A 16,252-nucleotide genomic window follows, 5' to 3' on the forward strand; every position below is an offset into this window, starting at 1 on the left:
CGGATGGTTCTTCACGTCGACGTCGTCTGCGTGCGGCAGACCGCGCGGGTCAAAAATCCGCGTTTCCGCACCGAAAGTCTGCAACAGGCGAGCGGCTTCCTCGACGAGCAACCGCGAATACGAGCGCTCACGCAGCGAACCGTAGAGCAGCAGAATCCTCACCGGCGGCTGCCCCTCCATGCCTAGGCGAACTGCAATATCGGTGTCGAAAAAATCTGTCCTGGCGGCCGGGAAGCCTTCGTCGCCGTTGATTGTGTGAGCTGTCATCTCAATACTCTGCCATTTGAATTTCCACCATCTGGAGGTGCTTGGTCGATTCAAGGCTGCCTTGAAGCCATGCGGAACACGACCGTCATCACCTCGTCACTTGAAGCCGCCGGCCAGCGTTTCGGGCGCGCTTTGTTTCGAGAGTCGCGCCGTTTTCCCTGAACCCGCCAAGAGTCGGTTGCACCTACCGCCGCGTACAGCGGTAGCGCACGCGCGCTTGACTTTCCCATTGTGGGAAGGTGAAAACTGGAAGTATGCGGTGTGAAGGCCGTGCTCAGAAGGGGTTCGTTATGAACATTGGGGAAGCGGCGAAGGCGTCCGGCGTCTCGGCCAAAATGATTCGTCACTATGAGGAAGCTGGACCGATTCGGGCGGCGAAACGCACTGAGTCCAACTACCGCGTGTATTCACCGAACGACGTGGAAGTGCTTCGGTTCGTCAGGCAAGCCCGCCGACTCGGCTTCTCGATGAACCAAATCGCAACGTTGCTCGGGCTGTGGGAGGACCGCAGCCGGGCGAGCAGCGAAGTCAAACACCTGGCCAAGGAGCATATCGGAGAGCTGGACCGTCGTATCCGAGAACTCATGGAAATGAAGAGGATTCTCGAGGACCTCGCGAAGCACTGCAAAGGTGACTCTCGCCCGGAATGCCCAATCTTGAACAGGCTGGCCGCGCAACACCATTGACGCAGCGCAGTCGCTAAGCGCTGGGTTGCAAAAAGGCTTGACCTTCCAATGGGTGGAAGGTCAATTCTCGAACCATTCAACCGGAACCGAGAAAAAAATGGAATTTGAAGTAAAGGACATGACGTGCGGCCGCTGCGCCGGCCACATCACGAAAGCGGTAAAGGAAATCGACCAGTCCGCGACGGTTGACGTCAACCTGGACCAAAAACGTGTGAAGGTCGTCTCCGACTCGACGCCCGAAGATCTTCTACACGCCATCTCCGAAGCGGGTTACAGCCCGACGTTAAAGGGTTGATTGCGCGCCGAGGCAGCCCTCGGCTTGAGTGCGGTTGTTTATAAGGTGATGAAGATGGAAGCGACAGTGCCGAAGGCTGGCGGTAGAAAGCCTGCCAAAGAATGGTCCGTGCCAGTGAATGGAATGACCTGCGCGTCCTGCGTGAGCCGCGTTGAAAAAGCGATTTCCAAAGTGCCGGGCGTCGAACGGGCGGCCGTGAATCTCGCTACCGAGCGTGCCCAGGTGATGACGGACGCGTCCGTTACGCCGGATGCGCTTGTCGAGGCCGTGAAACGCGCCGGCTATGAAGTCCTCCACTCGTCGACGACGCTTGACGTCGGCGGCATGACCTGCGCATCCTGCGTCTCGCGCGTTGAAAAGGCCCTGCGCCGGATACCCGGCGTGACCGACGCCGTGGTGAACCTCGCGACAGAGACCGCAACGGTGCGCGCCATCGGAGTCGGAGAGGACGCGCTAGTCGCCGCCGTCGCGAAGGCGGGCTACGACGCATCGTTGCGCACGGACGAAACGAAGCAGTCGCCGCTGCCCGGACTAGATACTGACATGCTGGCACTGATTTTCTGCGCGTTGCTCACCCTGCCGCTGACCGTGCCGATGGTCTCCCAGTGGTTTGGCCTGCACATGATGCTGCCCCCATCAGTTCAACTCGTGCTCGCGACAATTGTGCAGTTTGCCTTCGGTGGGCGGTTTTACAAGTCTGCCTACAAGGCTGTTCTGGCGAGAGCCGGCAACATGGATTTGTTGGTTGCACTCGGAACTTCGGCTGCGTATGGGCTGAGCGTGTATGAGTTGGTAGCTCACCCGGGCCAAATGGGGCACCTGTACTTTGAGGCGTCCGCCGTCGTTATCACGCTAATACGCTTCGGCAAATGGCTGGAGGTGCGCGCGAAACATAAGACGACTGAAGCCATACGGGCACTGAATGCACTGCGGCCTGAAACGGCGCGCGTTCGCGCAAACGGCGAAGAAAAGACTATCCCACTGTCCCGAGTGAGAACGGGTGACAACGTGGTAGTCCGTCCTGGCGAGCGCATTCCGGTCGACGGCGTGATTTTGGAAGGCCAGAGCGATATTGACGAGTCGCTCATCACGGGTGAGAGCCTACCCGTGTCCAAGGGCGCCGGCGACCCGGTTGTCACTGGTTCCATCTTGGCGCATGGCTACCTCGTTGTTCGGACGACGGCTGTAGGCGCGGACACGATGCTGTCGCGCATTATTCGACTGGTTGAGTCCGCACAGGTCGAGAAGGCGCCGATACAGCGTTTGGTGGACAAGGTAAGCGCGGTGTTTGTGCCGGCGATACTGGGCATGGCACTTCTGACCTTCTTCGGCTGGTTCGCCGTAGGTGGAAGTGCCGAAATGGCGATGCTGAACGCAGTCGCGGTCCTTGTTATCGCCTGCCCTTGTTCGCTCGGTCTAGCGACCCCTACCGCGATTATGGCAGGCACCGGTGTGGCCGCGCAGCACGGCATACTCATCAAAGATGCCGAAGCCCTGGAGTTGGCCCATAGGATGAACGTGGTTGCGTTCGATAAGACGGGTACCCTCACGGAAGGAAAGCCCAGTCTGGTTACGTTCGCCCCTGCGCACGTGTCGCGAGAGGAAGCGCTCCGACTTGCGGCGTCGATTCAGCAGGCGAGCGAACACCCGCTTGCTCGCGCGGTCGTGGCCACTGCTCAAAGCGAAGACGTTCCGCTGAGCAGCGTCGCCGACGTCACAGCGTTGCCCGGGCGCGGCATTGAGGCTACGGTGGACGGGTGGCAACTCGTCATTGGTAGTGACCGGTGGTTGAACGCAACCGCTGTCCAGCCGCCGAGTGAACTGCAACGTGCGGCCGAGGAAGCACACGCATCGGGTCTGACCGTATCGTGGCTGGTTCAGACCCAGCCCGAGTCGCGCGTGCTTGGCTTGATGGCCTTCGGGGACGCCATTAAGGGGACCGCGCGTCGTGCTATCGAAGCACTATCGGAGATGGGTGTGCGCACGGTCCTGCTTACCGGCGATAGCGTGGGCAGCGCCCAGCGCGTGGCAAAAGAACTGGGCATCAACGAAGTGCATGCAGAGTTGCTGCCCGAGGACAAGGTCAACGCCGTCGCTGCGTTGCGTCAGTCCGGTGCTGTTGTCGGTATGGTCGGCGACGGGATAAACGATGCCCCCGCGTTGGCAGCGGCTGACGTGGGCATCGCAATGGCAACAGGCACGGATGTCGCGATGCACGCAGCAGGCGTGACACTGATGCGTGGCGACCCGTCGTTGGTGGCCGACGCAATCGATATCTCGCGCAAAACGTATCAAAAGATTCGGCAGAATCTCTTTTGGGCGTTCGTCTATAACGTTCTTGGAGTGCCTCTGGCGGCTTTCGGCGTGCTCAGTCCCATTGTGGCGGGAGCCGCAATGGCCTTCAGCAGCGTGAGTGTCGTCAGCAATGCACTGTTGTTGCGCACGTGGAAACCGAGGGCAAGCAGGTCGGCGCCAGCCACTGTTGTTATGGGCGCCGCCAAGGAAAAAACGCGTGGTCCCTTAGCCACACCGCACTGAGCCGGCCCGAAGGAGGCATCGGCCGCAGCGCTGCCAAACGCCACGGCCGATGTCGGCTATCCGTCCTACATAAAGGAAAGCAGGTGCACAGATGAATGCCGTTGTGTTGAATTCCACCATCACATGTCCGGCGTGCGGGCAAAGCAAAGACGAGACGATGCCCACTGACGCCTGCGTGTGGTTCTATGAATGCGAGCATTGCAAGACAGTGCTTACGCCGAAACCCGGCGATTGTTGCGTGCACTGTTCGTACGGCACCAGTAAGTGCCCTTCGATGCAGCAGTCTGGGTCTTGCTGCGCTTGACCAACGAGCGGAAGCTGAGGCTCAAGCCTCAGAATTCGCGTTCGTTCAGCTGCGCCGGGGTCTCTCTGCGTGCGGTCACCGACGCGGACGACAAGCTCGCGGGGGCCACAGATAGATTGGCTCGACTATAATCCTCGCCATGAAATTCCTCCGGACATTGTTCCTCCTGTTGCTCTGCGCCGCGCTGCCCATCAGTGGGCTGGCGGCCAGCGGCTTGACTGGGGAATGTCCGATGCAGATGTCCATCGCCGCAGACGATAGCAGTGCGATGTCGGCGGAAATGGCCGGCTGCGAGACCATGAAACCGCCGTCGACGGGGAAAACCAAACGCTTTTTCTGCAAGACGACGGCGCAATGCCAGCTTGGCAGCCTGTATCACCCGGTAGCAGCTACCGAGGTGACCCGTCCCGCCGGGCTGTCCAGACCCATCGTATTTCACTACGCGCAGTCCCTGTCCGTTCGTGAACCGGGCGGTTTCTGGCGACCTCCTCGCACCCTCTAATCCCTTTCTGACAGGTTCGCCGCGTATGCGGCGAGGTCGTCCTGCGTCCAGGACGTGGATTCCCCTGTGGGAGTCCGCCGTTGGGGTTAGAACATGCCTTTAACTATTGGCACGCCGTCATGCCGGCGTGCACCACTGCGCGCGCGTTCGCTTGGTGCCGCCCTGATTCTAGCGAGCGCTGCTGCGTACGCTCAGGAAGCACCCGTAACGCTTGATGCGGCACTTCAGGCGGCGACTGACCGCTCCGCCGCCATGGGGGCTGCGCAAGCGTCGGTGAGTGCCAGTTCGGAAGCCGCCGTCAAGGCTGGTCAGTTGCCCAACCCTATGCTCGCGGCAGGTGTCGACAACCTACCAATTAACGGGGCACAGGGGTTCACGATTGGCCAGAACATTCTGACGATGCGTCGCATTGGCATCGAGCAGGAATGGGTCTCGCCGGAAAAGCGCCGGCTTCGCTCAACGCTGGCAAACCAAGTTGTCGACCGCGAGCGTTCGGGATTTCTCACGCAGTTTGCCAACGTGCGCCAGCAGACTGCGTCGGCGTGGCTGAACGCAGTCTATGCGAAGAAATCTGTCTCATTGGAGCAGGAACTCGTTGGCCACATGACCCATGAGCTGGATGCGACCAAAGCGTCTTATCGAGGGGCGAAATCGACTGCGGCAGATGTGACTCAGGCCCAGGTGATGCTGGCGCAAACACAGGACCAGCTACTAAAGGCTCAGCAGACTTTGCGGACGGCACTCATCAGCCTGTCGCGATGGACCGCCAGTACGGTCACCGACGTAAGCGGTGAGCCACCCGCACCGCAATCCGTAGTTGCCTCACTTCCACCCGACCAGCTCACCGAAGTGGAGCCGGCGCTGATTTCCGCAATGGCAGACATCAAGCTCGCGGACGCCGATACGGCCGTCGCCAACAGCAACCGCAGTACGAACTGGACATGGAACGTCTCCTATCTTCAGGGAGGCGGCTCTTCGAGATTTGTGTCCGTCGGCGTCACTATTCCGCTGCCACTTAACCGCAAGAACGTCGAGGACCGGGACGTTGCTGAAAAAGGGGAACTCGGTACGAAAGCGCGCCTGACGTACGAGGACATACAACGCCAGGTCGAAGCCGATGTCCAGAACCTGTCAGCGACCCTTGCCAGTGGCCGGGAGCGTATCGCAAGACTCAATCAGGATTTGCTGCCAGCGGCGGACCAGCGCGTCCAACTTGCGGCTGCCGCGTACAAGGCAGGCACTGGCTCGCTTGCAGATACTTTCGCCGCCAGACGCGCCCAACTCGAAGCTGAACTTCAGGTGCTCGACCTGCAGCGAGACGTATCCCAGACCTGGGCCCAGCTCGAATATCAGGTCGTGCCCGCATCCATGGCTGTGAGTCAGTGAAGGAGAACAGCATGCAAAAGAAACAACTGGCACGCACAGCCCTTGTGGTGTTTGGAGCAACGGCGTTGTTAGGTGTCGGCTATCTCGCTGGCACGTATCGCGCTACGGCGACCGGCTCCGCCTCCTCAGCCATGACGTCGACATCGGGCGACAAAATCGACCCGAAGACCGGTCGCAAGGTGCTGTACTGGCACGACCCGATGGTCCCTAACCAGCACTTCGACAAACCCGGCAAGTCGCCCTTCATGGACATGCAGCTCGAGCCGGTCTATGCCGATGAGGGAGGCGCGAGTGGCATCAAGATTGACCCAGGGCTACAGCAGAATCTGGGCATTCGCTACGCGACCGTGCGCCGGCAGGAAACCACGGAAGGGTTCGATGCCGTCGGCACCACGCAATTCGACGAATCGCGCTCGGACGTCGTGCAGTCCCGGGTGACGGGCTACATCGACCACCTATACGCAAGTGCGCCGATGCAGCGGATTGCGAAGGGGGCGCCGATTGCATCGCTGTTCGTACCCGACTGGCTGGCGCCGCAGGAAGAGTATCTCGCGCTCAAGCGCAGCGGTATGGACAGCAGCATGCTCGAAGCGTCTCGTGTGCGTATGCGCACGCTGTCGATTCCGGACGGTGTCGTCGCAAACCTCAACCGGACCGGAAAGGCACAGACCCATGTCGTTCTGTCGTCGCGGGAAACAGGTGTCATCAGCGAACTGAATGTCAGAGAGGGTGCGATGGTGGCACCAGGACAGACACTCGCCAAAGTCGCCGGTCTCTCAAAGCTGTGGCTCATTGTTGAAATACCCGAGGCGCTTGCACTGAGCGTGCAGCCCGGCATGACGGTGGATGCGACGTTCGCGGGTGACCCGACCCAGCACTTCAAGGGGCATATTCGCGAAATCCTGCCCGGCATCAGCACCAGCAGCCGCACACTGCAGGCACGCCTCGAAATCGACAATGCAGCGCTCAGGCTGACGCCGGGAATGCTGATGCGTGTGCGCGTCGGCGGACAGAAGGCGGTCTCGCGGCTGCTCGTTCCGTCCGAGGCGGTCATCACTACGGGCAAGCGCTCCGTGGTCATCGCCAGGAACAGCGACGGGAGGCTGCAGCCCGTATCTGTCACCGTCGGCAACGATGTCGGCAATGAAACCGAGGTGTTAAACGGCCTGAACGATGGTGAGCAGGTCGTCGCGTCAGGCCAGTTCCTGATTGACTCAGAAGCCAGTCTGAAATCGATTCTGCCACGGCTCGAAGGCGGCGCAGGCCCGGGTCCAGGCGCTCCTGCGCCCGCGCCCGCGCCCGCGCCCGCGTCGGCTGCAGCCCAAACCTACGAGACGACCGGCAAGGTAGAGAAGGTTACGGCTGAGGACATCACGTTCTCACATCAACCGGTTCCGGCCCTAAGCTGGGGCGCGATGACGATGTCTTTCGGCAAACCGTCGCCGACGGCGTTTCCCGATGTGAAGCCTGGCGACACTGTGCATTTTGTGTTTAAGCAATCTGACAATGGCTACCAGCTGACGAAGGTTGAACCGGTCGGAGGCGTCCAATGATTGCGCACCTCATAAGGTGGTCTATCCACAACCGTTTTCTAGTGCTGCTCGCGACCGTGCTCGTCACGGCCTGGGGCGTCTATTCGGTCACGCAAACGCCGCTTGATGCGCTGCCCGACCTGTCCGACACGCAGGTCATTATCAAAGCATCGTATCCGGGCAAGGCACCGCAAGTCATCGAGGACCAGGTCACGTATCCGCTCACCACGACGCTGCTGGGCGTGCCAGGCGCAAAAACCATCCGGGCCTATTCCTCGTTCGGCGATGCATTTGTCTACGTGCTGTTCGACGACAAGACTGACCAGTATTGGGCGCGTTCGCGCGTGCTCGAGTATCTGAATCAGGTGCAGAGCAGACTGCCACAGGGGGCGACCGTTTCGCTTGGACCGGATGCAACTGGCGTCGGCTGGGTGTACGAATACGCACTCGTCGACAGGACCGGACAACACGACCTCGGACAGTTGCGCGCGCTGAATGACTGGTTTCTGAAGTTCGAGCTGAAGTCCGTGCCGGACGTCTCCGAAGTCGCGTCCATTGGCGGCATGGTTCAACAGTATCAGGTCGTCCTCGACCCGGACAAACTTCGCGCGTACGGCATCACGCAGGCGATGGTGGCTGATGCACTGGGCAAGGCCAATCAGGAGTCGGGCGGTTCGGTGGTAGAGATGGCCGAGTCGGAATATATGGTGCGCTCTTCCGGCTACCTGCATTCCCTGGATGACTTCCGCAACGTTGTGCTACGGACAAACGATGCGGGGACGCCGGTTCTGCTCGGTGACGTTGCACGCATTCAGATTGGGCCGGAGATGCGTCGAGGCATCGCTGAGCTGAATGGCCAGGGAGAGGTAGCAGGCGGCGTCATCGTCATGCGTTCCGGCAAGAACGCGCTGACGACCATCGACGCGGTGAAAGCGAAACTGGCCGACCTGAAGCGTTCGCTGCCGGCTGGTGTCGAGGTCGTGACGACCTATGACCGTTCGCAGCTCATCGAGCGCGCCGTAGACAACCTGAAGGACAAGCTCATTGAGGAGTTCATCATCGTTGGGCTCGTCTGCGCTGTGTTCCTGTTCCACCTGCGCAGTGCATTCGTCGCGATTCTATCGCTACCACTCGGCGTGCTGGCCGCCTTCATCGTGATGCGCTATCAGGGTGTCAACGCGAACCTCATGTCTCTGGGAGGCATCGCGATTGCCATCGGCGCGATGATTGACGCGGCCATTGTGATGATTGAGAACGCTCACAAGCATCTCGAAGCGTACGAACATGAGCATCCGGACGAACAAATCACGACGGTACAGCGCTGGGAACTTGTCGCGACGTCTGCAGCGGAGGTGGGACCCGCACTGTTCTTCTCGCTGCTTATCATCACGCTGTCTTTCATCCCGGTGTTTTCGCTAGAGGGACAGGAAGGCAAGCTGTTCTCGCCACTGGCATTTACCAAGACCTACACAATCGCTGCTGCGGCTGGCCTGTCGGTAACGCTGGTTCCGATATTGATGGGCTACCTCATCCGGGGCCGAATTCCGCATGAAAACTCCAACCCCATTAACCGCGTACTGATTCGACTGTATCGGCCGTTACTGGAAGCGACGCTGCGTCGACCGTGGGTTGCCATCGGCCTGGCGGTGGTCGCGCTCGCTGCTTCGGCGATTCCGCTTTCCCAGCTCGGCGGCGAATTCATGCCACCGCTTGATGAAGGCGACCTTCTCTACATGCCGACCGCGCTTCCTGGCATCTCGGCCGAAAAGGCGAGTGAACTGTTGCAGCAGACGGACCGGCTCATCAAGACGGTTCCCGAGGTGGAGACCGTCTTCGGCAAGTCTGGCCGGGCCGACACTGCGACTGACCCGGCTCCGCTCGAGATGTTCGAGACCACGATTCAGTTCAAGCCACGCAGTCAGTGGCGACCCGGCATGACGCCGGAGAAGCTGGTCAATGAGCTCGACCGGACCGTCAAGGTTCCAGGGCTATCGAATGTGTGGGTGCCGCCCATTCGCAATCGACTGGACATGCTGTCGACCGGCATCAAGACGCCGGTCGGGGTCAAGATTTCGGGCCCCGAGCTGGCGCAAATCGACAAGGTCGCCGCGCAAGTTGAAGCCGCCGTCAAGGCCGTGCCCGGCGTTACGTCTGCGCTTGCCGAACGCCTGAACGGCGGTCGGTACATTGACGTCGACATCGACCGGCTGGCGGCAGCACGTTACGGGCTTGCCGTGGCGGACATCCAGTCGGTGGTGTCCTCAGCAGTGGGCGGTGACAACGTCGGCGAGGTCGTTGCCGGCCGTGAGCGATTCCCCATCAACATTCGCTATCCACGCGAAATCCGGGATTCGCTCGAAAAGCTGCGTCAGTTGCCAATTGTCACGGACCGTGGCGCACAAATCCAGCTCGGCGATGTCGCGCACATTACGATTGCCGATGGTCCACCGATGATTCGCAGCGAGAACGCTCGACTCTCGGGTTACGTCTACGTGGATATTCGCAACACAGACCTACAGTCGGCCGTGAAGGCAATGCAACGCGTTGTTGCGGAGAAGGTCACGCTTCCGCCGGGCTATTCGATTGCGTGGTCCGGACAGTTCGAATATCTGGAGCGTGCGGCGGCGAAGTTGCGCACGGTTATCCCCCTGACGCTTGTCGTCATCTTCGTGCTGTTGTTCCTGACGTTCAACTCTGCGGCTGATGCCCTGCTACTGATGTCGACCGTGCCGTTCGCCCTGGTCGGCGGCTTCTGGCTCATCTGGATTCTCGGTCACGCGGTATCTGTTGCAACCGCCGTCGGATTCATCGCGCTTGCGGGCGTCGCAGCTGAGTTCGGCGTCGTGATGCTGCTGTACCTGAAGGGAGCGCTGAATCGCAGGCTGGAAGCAGGTGAACCACTGACCGAGGCGCTTCTGTTCGATGCGATTCGCGAAGGCGCCGTTTTGCGTGTGCGGCCCAAGGCAATGACGGTTGCAGTCGTGTTGGCGGGTCTTATACCCATCATGGTCGGCCATGGCGCTGGCTCCGAAGTCATGCAGCGCATCGCTGCACCGATGGTCGGCGGCATGGTCACGGCGCCAATCCTTTCGATGTTCGTTATCCCTGCAGCATGGTTTCTGCTGCAACGCCGCCGCGCGCGAAAGCTCGACCATGCGCGGCCCCCCCACGGGGTATCTTCCGGCATGAAAGTGCCAACTACTCAAACTGGAGGAATTCAATGAAGAAGTTGATTGTTGCATCTGTCGCACTTGCAGCCTTCGTCGCTGCGCCCGCGTTCGCAGCTAATGACATGGTCGGAATGAACATGTCCACGTCGGCGTCCAAAGCGTCGTCCACTAGGGCGCTCACCGACGCTGAGGTCAAAAAGGTCAACGCTGAGACCGGCATGGTCACGCTGAAGCACGGCGCGCTGGAGAGCGTCGGGATGCCGCCGATGACGATGGCGTTCAAGGCGAAGAATGCCGCGATGGTCAAGCAGGTTCACGAGGGCGACAAGGTCAAGGTTCGTGTCGAAAACGTCAACGGCACGCTGACTATCGTGAAGCTGGAAAAACAGTCTTGAGGAGGTACTGACGCCGTACTGGTCGGCTCACCGGCCGTGGTGAGCTGGCAGTTCGGCTTGTATGGATAGAGGCCAGCGATGCGAACGACATCAATCACTTTCCGGCGAGGCATTTTGCGTCTGAAGGGCACGCTCATCCGCGCGCTGCGCGTCACACTCGGCGTGCTGTTTATGCTGATGTCACTGGCCGCCTATGCGGTAGACGAGTCTGACCTGCTGCCGCCTGAACAGGCGTTCCCCTTGAAGGTCGCCCTCAGTGCGCCGCAACAGGTCGTGCTCGATTTCGACACACAACCCGGCTACTACCTGTACCGGGACAGGTTCAGCTTTGCTGCTGACGGCACACCGATAAAGCCAGACCAAATGCCGCCCGGCGAACTGAAAAATGACCCGACATTCGGCACGGTCACGGTCTACCACCGACCGGTGCAAATCCACATTCCCTTGCCTCGTCCCATAGCGAGCAGCGTCCTCCTGTCCGTCACATCGCAGGGGTGCGCGGACGCGGGGGTTTGCTATCCACCGCAGACGCGAGGCTATCGGGTGGCATCCGACGGGTCCGTCACGCTCGTCGGGACAGGGAATAACGCTGCATCTGGCGTCGCCGAATTCCCGAGCGTTGGCGAGAGCCCGTCATCCACGCCATCTGGTCTCAACCTGCATCCTGCGAATGGTATTTCCTTGCCCGAACTCCTGGGGTTTCTGTTCGCCGGCCTGATGATAGCAGGCACGGTGTGCATGTATCCGCTCATCCCCATCGTGACGGCCGTCATAAGCGGGCGCGAGCGGTTGTCCCTAAGGCGCGGCTTCGCGCTGTCGTTCGCGTACGTGCAAGGGCTCGCCATTACCTACGCGGTCGCCGGCACCGTTGCCGCACTCATCGGCATCCCGCTGGCGGCCGTGACACAAAAGCCGTGGGTGCTGGCCGCGTTCGGTGTACTGATGGTGCTCTTCGCTCTGGGCATGTTTGGCCTATTCCGGTTGCAAATGCCGGCCAGTTGGCAAACCAGAATCACGGTGTGGAGCAATCGCCTGCCGGGTGGGCGAGTCTTTCCGGTGTTCGTGATGGGCATGCTATCCGCGCTGATTGTCGGACCGTGCTCCACGCCTGTGCTGGCAGGCGCGTTGCTCTATATCGCGAACAGTCACGACGTTCTCGGTGGAGCACTGGCGCTGTACGTGATGGCCATCGGAATAGGCCTTCCGCTACTGGCGGTCGGTACGTTCGGTGCGCACGCTCTTCCGAAGTCCGGCCGGTGGATGGTTGTGATTCAAAACACGCTTGGCGTCATGCTTCTCGCCGCCGCGTTGTGGTTTGTATATTCGCTGCTCCCAGGTTGGCTGCTAATGGTACTGGTCGCGCTGTTGCTGACCAGCTGCGGCATGATGCTCCGGGCTATTGACCCGTTACCGACCGATGCTCCCGTTATTTCCCGTGTGGGAAAGGCGCTCGGCGTATTGCTGCTGGTTGCGGGAGTCGCTGAATTCATTGGTGTTGCATCGGGCAACTTCGACGTTCTGGAGCCACTCGGTGGCGTGATGCGCGCGTCGTCATCCGCAAGTGGCAGCGCGGATGCGAATCCGACCGTGCTGTTTCAGACGGTACGCACCAATGCCGAACTGGACCAGGCGCTCAAGGCAGCGGGCGGCCAACCGGTGATGGTCGACTTCTATGCTGACTGGTGCATCAGCTGCAAGGAACTCGAGCGCTTTACGTTCACCGACCCGCGCGTGGTCCGCGAATTCGTGCATTGGAAGCTGCTGCGCATTGATGTGACGAAGAACACCGCAGAGGATACGGCGATGCTGCGGCGCTTTGGGCTTTTCGGGCCGCCGGCCCTGATTTTCTATGACCGGAATGGGCGGCAGCAGCCCGATGCCCAACTCGCGGGATTCGTGGCCGCCGATGGGTTCCTCGCGCATCTAAAGCAATGGGGGAAGTGACGTGAACCTGCACCCAAGTTCGACGGCGAGTCGTGGCGATGTGCGGCGGCAGCGCCTTTACTGGAAATCTATGAAAGTCTGGGCCAAACTCGTCGCGTGCTTTCTGATTGCGTGGTTGCCATTGCTCGGCTACCCGGCGCAGGCGGCGCTTTGTCCAATGGTGTCGTCCGTAGCCGCGCATCAGCAGGTGAAAGCCTCAGACGTGTCGGACATAGTGACGTGCGAGCACGGTGCAAAACACCACACCATGAGCTCCCAGCCTGCATGTCAGGGCATGGGCGGCCTCGTCTGCGGCGTGCCTGCCATACCCGTGACGTACGCCGTTATCGTTGTACCTTCCTCGCATGTCTATCGGGCTGTCGCCCGCGCTTTCACAGAACAGTTCATCCCCGAACTGCCGTCACCTCCGCCGCGCTCGCTGTAACTCCCTCATCGACCAGGTTCGAACGGTTTCGCACCGTGGCTTGCGCACGTCTGCCACGAACGCGATGAACTCGACCCGAGCGTCAGAAACTGCTTTCTCAGTGACACGATTAAACCGAATCCGGAGAATTATATGTCCACGAAATTTCTACGAGCAGCAGCGCTGTTTGCACTCCTATTGACCACAGGCACTTCCGTCATGGCGGCCGGTGCTACGGACAACAACCCTGGCTCACCAGCGCAAACTCGAGAACACGGCTCTTCCATGATGGGAATGGGAGGAATGGGCGGCGGCATGATGGGCAACTGTCCAATGATGGGCGGCAATATGGGCATGGACCCGAAAACCGCGATGCGCATGCATGGCGAAATGATGCGGGCAATGGGCGACATCATGCTCAAGTATGCCGACCAGGCTGGAACGGCGCCATCGAAGTAATGACCTCGTCTCTCGAACACGAACATTTCAGTCCAACTTCGTAAGGATTCAACTGTGAAATGCAATATGAAGACGATGTTGACGATTGCGCTTGCTCTTGCGCTGCTTCTCGCCGTCGGATACTGGGTACTACCCCAGTTCAGAGGGGCCCTGACAACATTCATCCTGGTCGCCTGCTCGCTGGCGTGCCCGTTGTCGATGCTGTTCATGATGCGAGGGATGCGGTGGGGTGCCGAGAAGCCCAACAGGCTGGACGAAACGGCGAGGGAGCAGAAATCATGACCTGATTCTCGCGAGACATATCCAAACCGCACGGAGCAGCACGACCTCGCTTCCCGTCGTGCCGCTCCGCGAATGATGCAACAGAGACATGTTCGGCAACGCTCGGATACTCAACTTCATCATCGCTATCTTCGCCGCCATTGGCCTCATCGCTGTGCTCGGCATCGTCGGCATGGCTGTGATGCACGTAAGCATGATGCACGGCGTGTGGTCTTGCAGTGAGGCGATGCGTCTCTGGCGATAGCGCTGGACTGTGGAAAAGGAGAGTTGCAATGAGAAATCGGATACACAAGGAAAAGGTGCCTCAGTCGCGCTCCCAGGTACGCACCCGGGCCACATGGCGTCGCGTCGTGCCCCTGCTCGGGCTCATCCTTGCCGTGCCTGCGGTGGTGGTTTTGGGACCGCTCTTCGCGCAGCACTGGGCAATCAGTTCTGCGACCGGGAAAGCGGGTTTGCAAGAGCGGGCGCATCCGGCAACTGCGTGGCATGTGGGGATGTTACGTCCCGACGGACTGCGCATCATTCCCAGCGGTCGTTCGGATGCCTCACACGTCCTGAACCCGAATCAATTTGCCGACAAGGACATTCGGCATGCCTATTGGGTTGCGACGCAGATTCCTGCGACGCTCAACAAGCTCTATTGCTGGTGCGGTTGCGAAAATCGTGGCGTGCACCGTTCCAATCTCCAATGCTTCGAAGACCAGATGGCAGTGACGTGTCCGGTTTGCCAGGGTACCGCCGAGATTGCGTACGAGATGACACAAGCCGGAGTTCAGGATGCCGGGAAGATTCAGGCCGCCGCGGATTCGAAGTGGGCACCAAATGGCTAGCAGGAGACGGTTTCGCTAACAATCAACCGCTGGAGGACGACATGGACCTGAAATGCGTTGTGGCCATTGTCAGGCCTGATGTAGTGGAAAGCCTGGAGAGGAAACTTGGTGCTATCCACATCCATGGCGTGACCGTAACGAGAGTACGAGGATTTGGTGCGCACCCGAATCTCTTCGCCGACGACTGGACGACGGAGCACGTCAAGATTGAAATCTTTGCGCAGGCTGAAAACGTCGATACGCTCGTGAAGACCATCATCGATACCGCACATATCGGCGCAATCGGTGACGGAGTCGTTGCGGTCTTTCCGGTGGAGAAATTTTTTCGCGTTCGCAGTCAGGCGGAAGCGATACCGTGACTCGACGGCGGACATCGGTCTGCCGTCGAGCGCCGCTTGACCTTACCATTTGGGAAGGTCTAAAAATACGGATACACGGCAGGTTGGCCGGCCAGACAAAGGGGGCCGAGATGAACATCGGCGAAGCAGCGAAAGCATCCGGCATGTCGGCGAAGATGATTCGCCATTACGAGCAGACTGGGCTTATCAAGCCTGCAGGCCGTACCGGGTCGAACTACCGTGCGTACGGCTCGACCGATATCGAAATACTGCGCTTTGTGAAGCAAACGCGGCGGCTTGGCTTCTCGATGAAACAAATCGAGCTCCTGCTGGAACTCTGGCAGAACCGAAGCCGACCCAGCAGCGAGGTCAAGCGCCTGGCGACGGAGCACATTGCGGAACTTGACCGGCGGATTCGGGAGACGACGGCGATGAAGGAGACCTTGGAGTATCTAGCTTCGCACTGTCGGGGCGACTCGCGGCCAGAATGTCCAATACTCGATGAACTCGCGGGACACCGTCAAAAGCACTGACGATTTTCACTCCGCAAGCGGATACAGGTCACCCGTGGTGGAACTCCGACATGACGACAGAGTATTGCCCCCCTGAACCACCTGAGGACGGGCGATACAATCGGCGTCCTACCGATGCGCATAGAGCGGCAGGAAGGGGTCTTTAGCACGCGGCGTACCGGCGCTCGATGGACGCACATTTCCGGCGACCATAGGCGACGGACACTTCGGGATATCGGACCGGGCGACGGGCAATGCCAGCATCTTCGAAAAATCGGCGGCGGCGCGCACGCGGGCCGTGAGATTCAGTGAGCCATTCAGTCCAAGCACGTTATCGACAGTTTTCAATATCGACGTATGGTCATATTGCGAATGGTCGATGGTTCCGGCCGGGACATAGGGGGAGATG

19 protein-coding genes are annotated in these 16,252 nt (G+C 60.0%); 17 read left to right on the forward strand and 2 right to left on the reverse strand.

The genetic code is table 11. The features are described 5' to 3' along the window. The coding region (locus HV670_RS27625; RefSeq protein ID WP_175108161.1) for an NADPH-dependent FMN reductase at positions 1 to 267 on the reverse strand (267 nt) is incomplete at its 3' end. Between the two features lie 290 nt (positions 268 to 557). Between HV670_RS27625 and cueR (HV670_RS27630) the strand changes: the two genes are divergently transcribed. From cueR (HV670_RS27630) to cueR (HV670_RS27705), 17 genes are all read left to right on the forward strand, one after another. Beyond that, positions 558 to 953, forward strand: coding sequence for a Cu(I)-responsive transcriptional regulator (gene cueR, locus HV670_RS27630; protein ID WP_175108162.1), 396 nt, complete (start codon positions 558 to 560; stop codon positions 951 to 953). 97 nt (positions 954 to 1,050) lie between these two features. After that, positions 1,051 to 1,248: a heavy-metal-associated domain-containing protein gene (locus tag HV670_RS27635; protein WP_175108163.1), complete on the forward strand. Its 198-nt coding sequence runs from the start codon at positions 1,051 to 1,053 to the stop codon at positions 1,246 to 1,248. Between the two features lie 48 nt (positions 1,249 to 1,296). Then, positions 1,297 to 3,786: a heavy metal translocating P-type ATPase gene (locus HV670_RS27640; RefSeq protein ID WP_425511478.1), complete on the forward strand. Its 2,490-nt coding sequence runs from the start codon at positions 1,297 to 1,299 to the stop codon at positions 3,784 to 3,786. A 91-nt stretch (positions 3,787 to 3,877) separates the two neighbouring features. Next, positions 3,878 to 4,090: a GDCCVxC domain-containing (seleno)protein gene (locus HV670_RS31465; protein ID WP_246258022.1), complete on the forward strand. Its 213-nt coding sequence runs from the start codon at positions 3,878 to 3,880 to the stop codon at positions 4,088 to 4,090. Between the two features lie 139 nt (positions 4,091 to 4,229). Then, positions 4,230 to 4,592: a hypothetical protein gene (locus HV670_RS27645; protein ID WP_175108165.1), complete on the forward strand. Its 363-nt coding sequence runs from the start codon at positions 4,230 to 4,232 to the stop codon at positions 4,590 to 4,592. 93 nt (positions 4,593 to 4,685) lie between these two features. Next, complete coding sequence (locus HV670_RS27650; RefSeq protein ID WP_175108166.1) at positions 4,686 to 5,978, forward strand: TolC family protein; 1,293 nt, start codon at positions 4,686 to 4,688, stop codon at positions 5,976 to 5,978. An 11-nt stretch (positions 5,979 to 5,989) separates the two neighbouring features. Next, positions 5,990 to 7,531, forward strand: a complete 1,542-nt coding sequence (locus tag HV670_RS27655) for an efflux RND transporter periplasmic adaptor subunit (protein WP_175108167.1) — start codon at positions 5,990 to 5,992, stop codon at positions 7,529 to 7,531. Beyond that, on the forward strand, positions 7,528 to 10,734 hold the full coding sequence (locus HV670_RS27660; protein ID WP_175108168.1) for an efflux RND transporter permease subunit: 3,207 nt from the start codon (positions 7,528 to 7,530) through the stop codon (positions 10,732 to 10,734). Before HV670_RS27655 ends, HV670_RS27660 begins: the two co-directional genes overlap by 4 nt. Then, positions 10,731 to 11,075 (forward strand): copper-binding protein, encoded by a 345-nt coding sequence (locus HV670_RS27665; protein ID WP_175108169.1) that lies wholly within the window; start codon positions 10,731 to 10,733, stop codon positions 11,073 to 11,075. Before HV670_RS27660 ends, HV670_RS27665 begins: the two co-directional genes overlap by 4 nt. 78 nt (positions 11,076 to 11,153) lie before the next feature. Further along, entirely contained in the window at positions 11,154 to 13,019 is a 1,866-nt protein-coding gene (gene dsbD, locus HV670_RS27670) for a protein-disulfide reductase DsbD (RefSeq protein ID WP_175108170.1), read from the forward strand. Between the two features lie 70 nt (positions 13,020 to 13,089). Then, the gene (locus HV670_RS27675; RefSeq protein ID WP_175108171.1) at positions 13,090 to 13,443 is read left to right on the forward strand and encodes a hypothetical protein; all 354 of its coding nucleotides are present in this window, start codon (positions 13,090 to 13,092) and stop codon (positions 13,441 to 13,443) included. A gap of 132 nt (positions 13,444 to 13,575) precedes the next feature. Continuing rightward, on the forward strand, positions 13,576 to 13,881 hold the full coding sequence (locus HV670_RS27680; protein WP_175108172.1) for a hypothetical protein: 306 nt from the start codon (positions 13,576 to 13,578) through the stop codon (positions 13,879 to 13,881). Between the two features lie 66 nt (positions 13,882 to 13,947). Beyond that, on the forward strand, positions 13,948 to 14,163 hold the full coding sequence (locus tag HV670_RS27685) for a DUF2933 domain-containing protein (protein WP_246258023.1): 216 nt from the start codon (positions 13,948 to 13,950) through the stop codon (positions 14,161 to 14,163). Positions 14,164 to 14,251: 88 nt separating this feature from the next. Then, positions 14,252 to 14,407 (forward strand): hypothetical protein, encoded by a 156-nt coding sequence (locus tag HV670_RS27690; RefSeq protein ID WP_175108174.1) that lies wholly within the window; start codon positions 14,252 to 14,254, stop codon positions 14,405 to 14,407. A gap of 106 nt (positions 14,408 to 14,513) precedes the next feature. After that, positions 14,514 to 14,993: a PCYCGC domain-containing protein gene (locus HV670_RS27695; RefSeq protein ID WP_246258024.1), complete on the forward strand. Its 480-nt coding sequence runs from the start codon at positions 14,514 to 14,516 to the stop codon at positions 14,991 to 14,993. Between the two features lie 41 nt (positions 14,994 to 15,034). Next, the gene (locus HV670_RS27700; RefSeq protein WP_175108177.1) at positions 15,035 to 15,352 is read left to right on the forward strand and encodes a P-II family nitrogen regulator; all 318 of its coding nucleotides are present in this window, start codon (positions 15,035 to 15,037) and stop codon (positions 15,350 to 15,352) included. 110 nt (positions 15,353 to 15,462) lie between these two features. Further along, positions 15,463 to 15,864 carry a Cu(I)-responsive transcriptional regulator gene (gene cueR, locus HV670_RS27705; RefSeq protein WP_175108176.1) on the forward strand — a complete coding sequence of 134 codons (402 nt, stop codon included), beginning with the start codon at positions 15,463 to 15,465 and terminating at the stop codon, positions 15,862 to 15,864. A gap of 108 nt (positions 15,865 to 15,972) precedes the next feature. On the opposite strand, the gene HV670_RS27710 is transcribed toward cueR (HV670_RS27705), so the two are convergent. Beyond that, the coding region (locus HV670_RS27710) for an alkaline phosphatase family protein (RefSeq protein ID WP_281362476.1) at positions 15,973 to 16,252 on the reverse strand (280 nt) is incomplete at its 5' end.

The organism is Pararobbsia alpina, assembly GCF_902859895.1.
Lineage (GTDB): Bacteria > Pseudomonadota > Gammaproteobacteria > Burkholderiales > Burkholderiaceae > Pararobbsia > Pararobbsia alpina.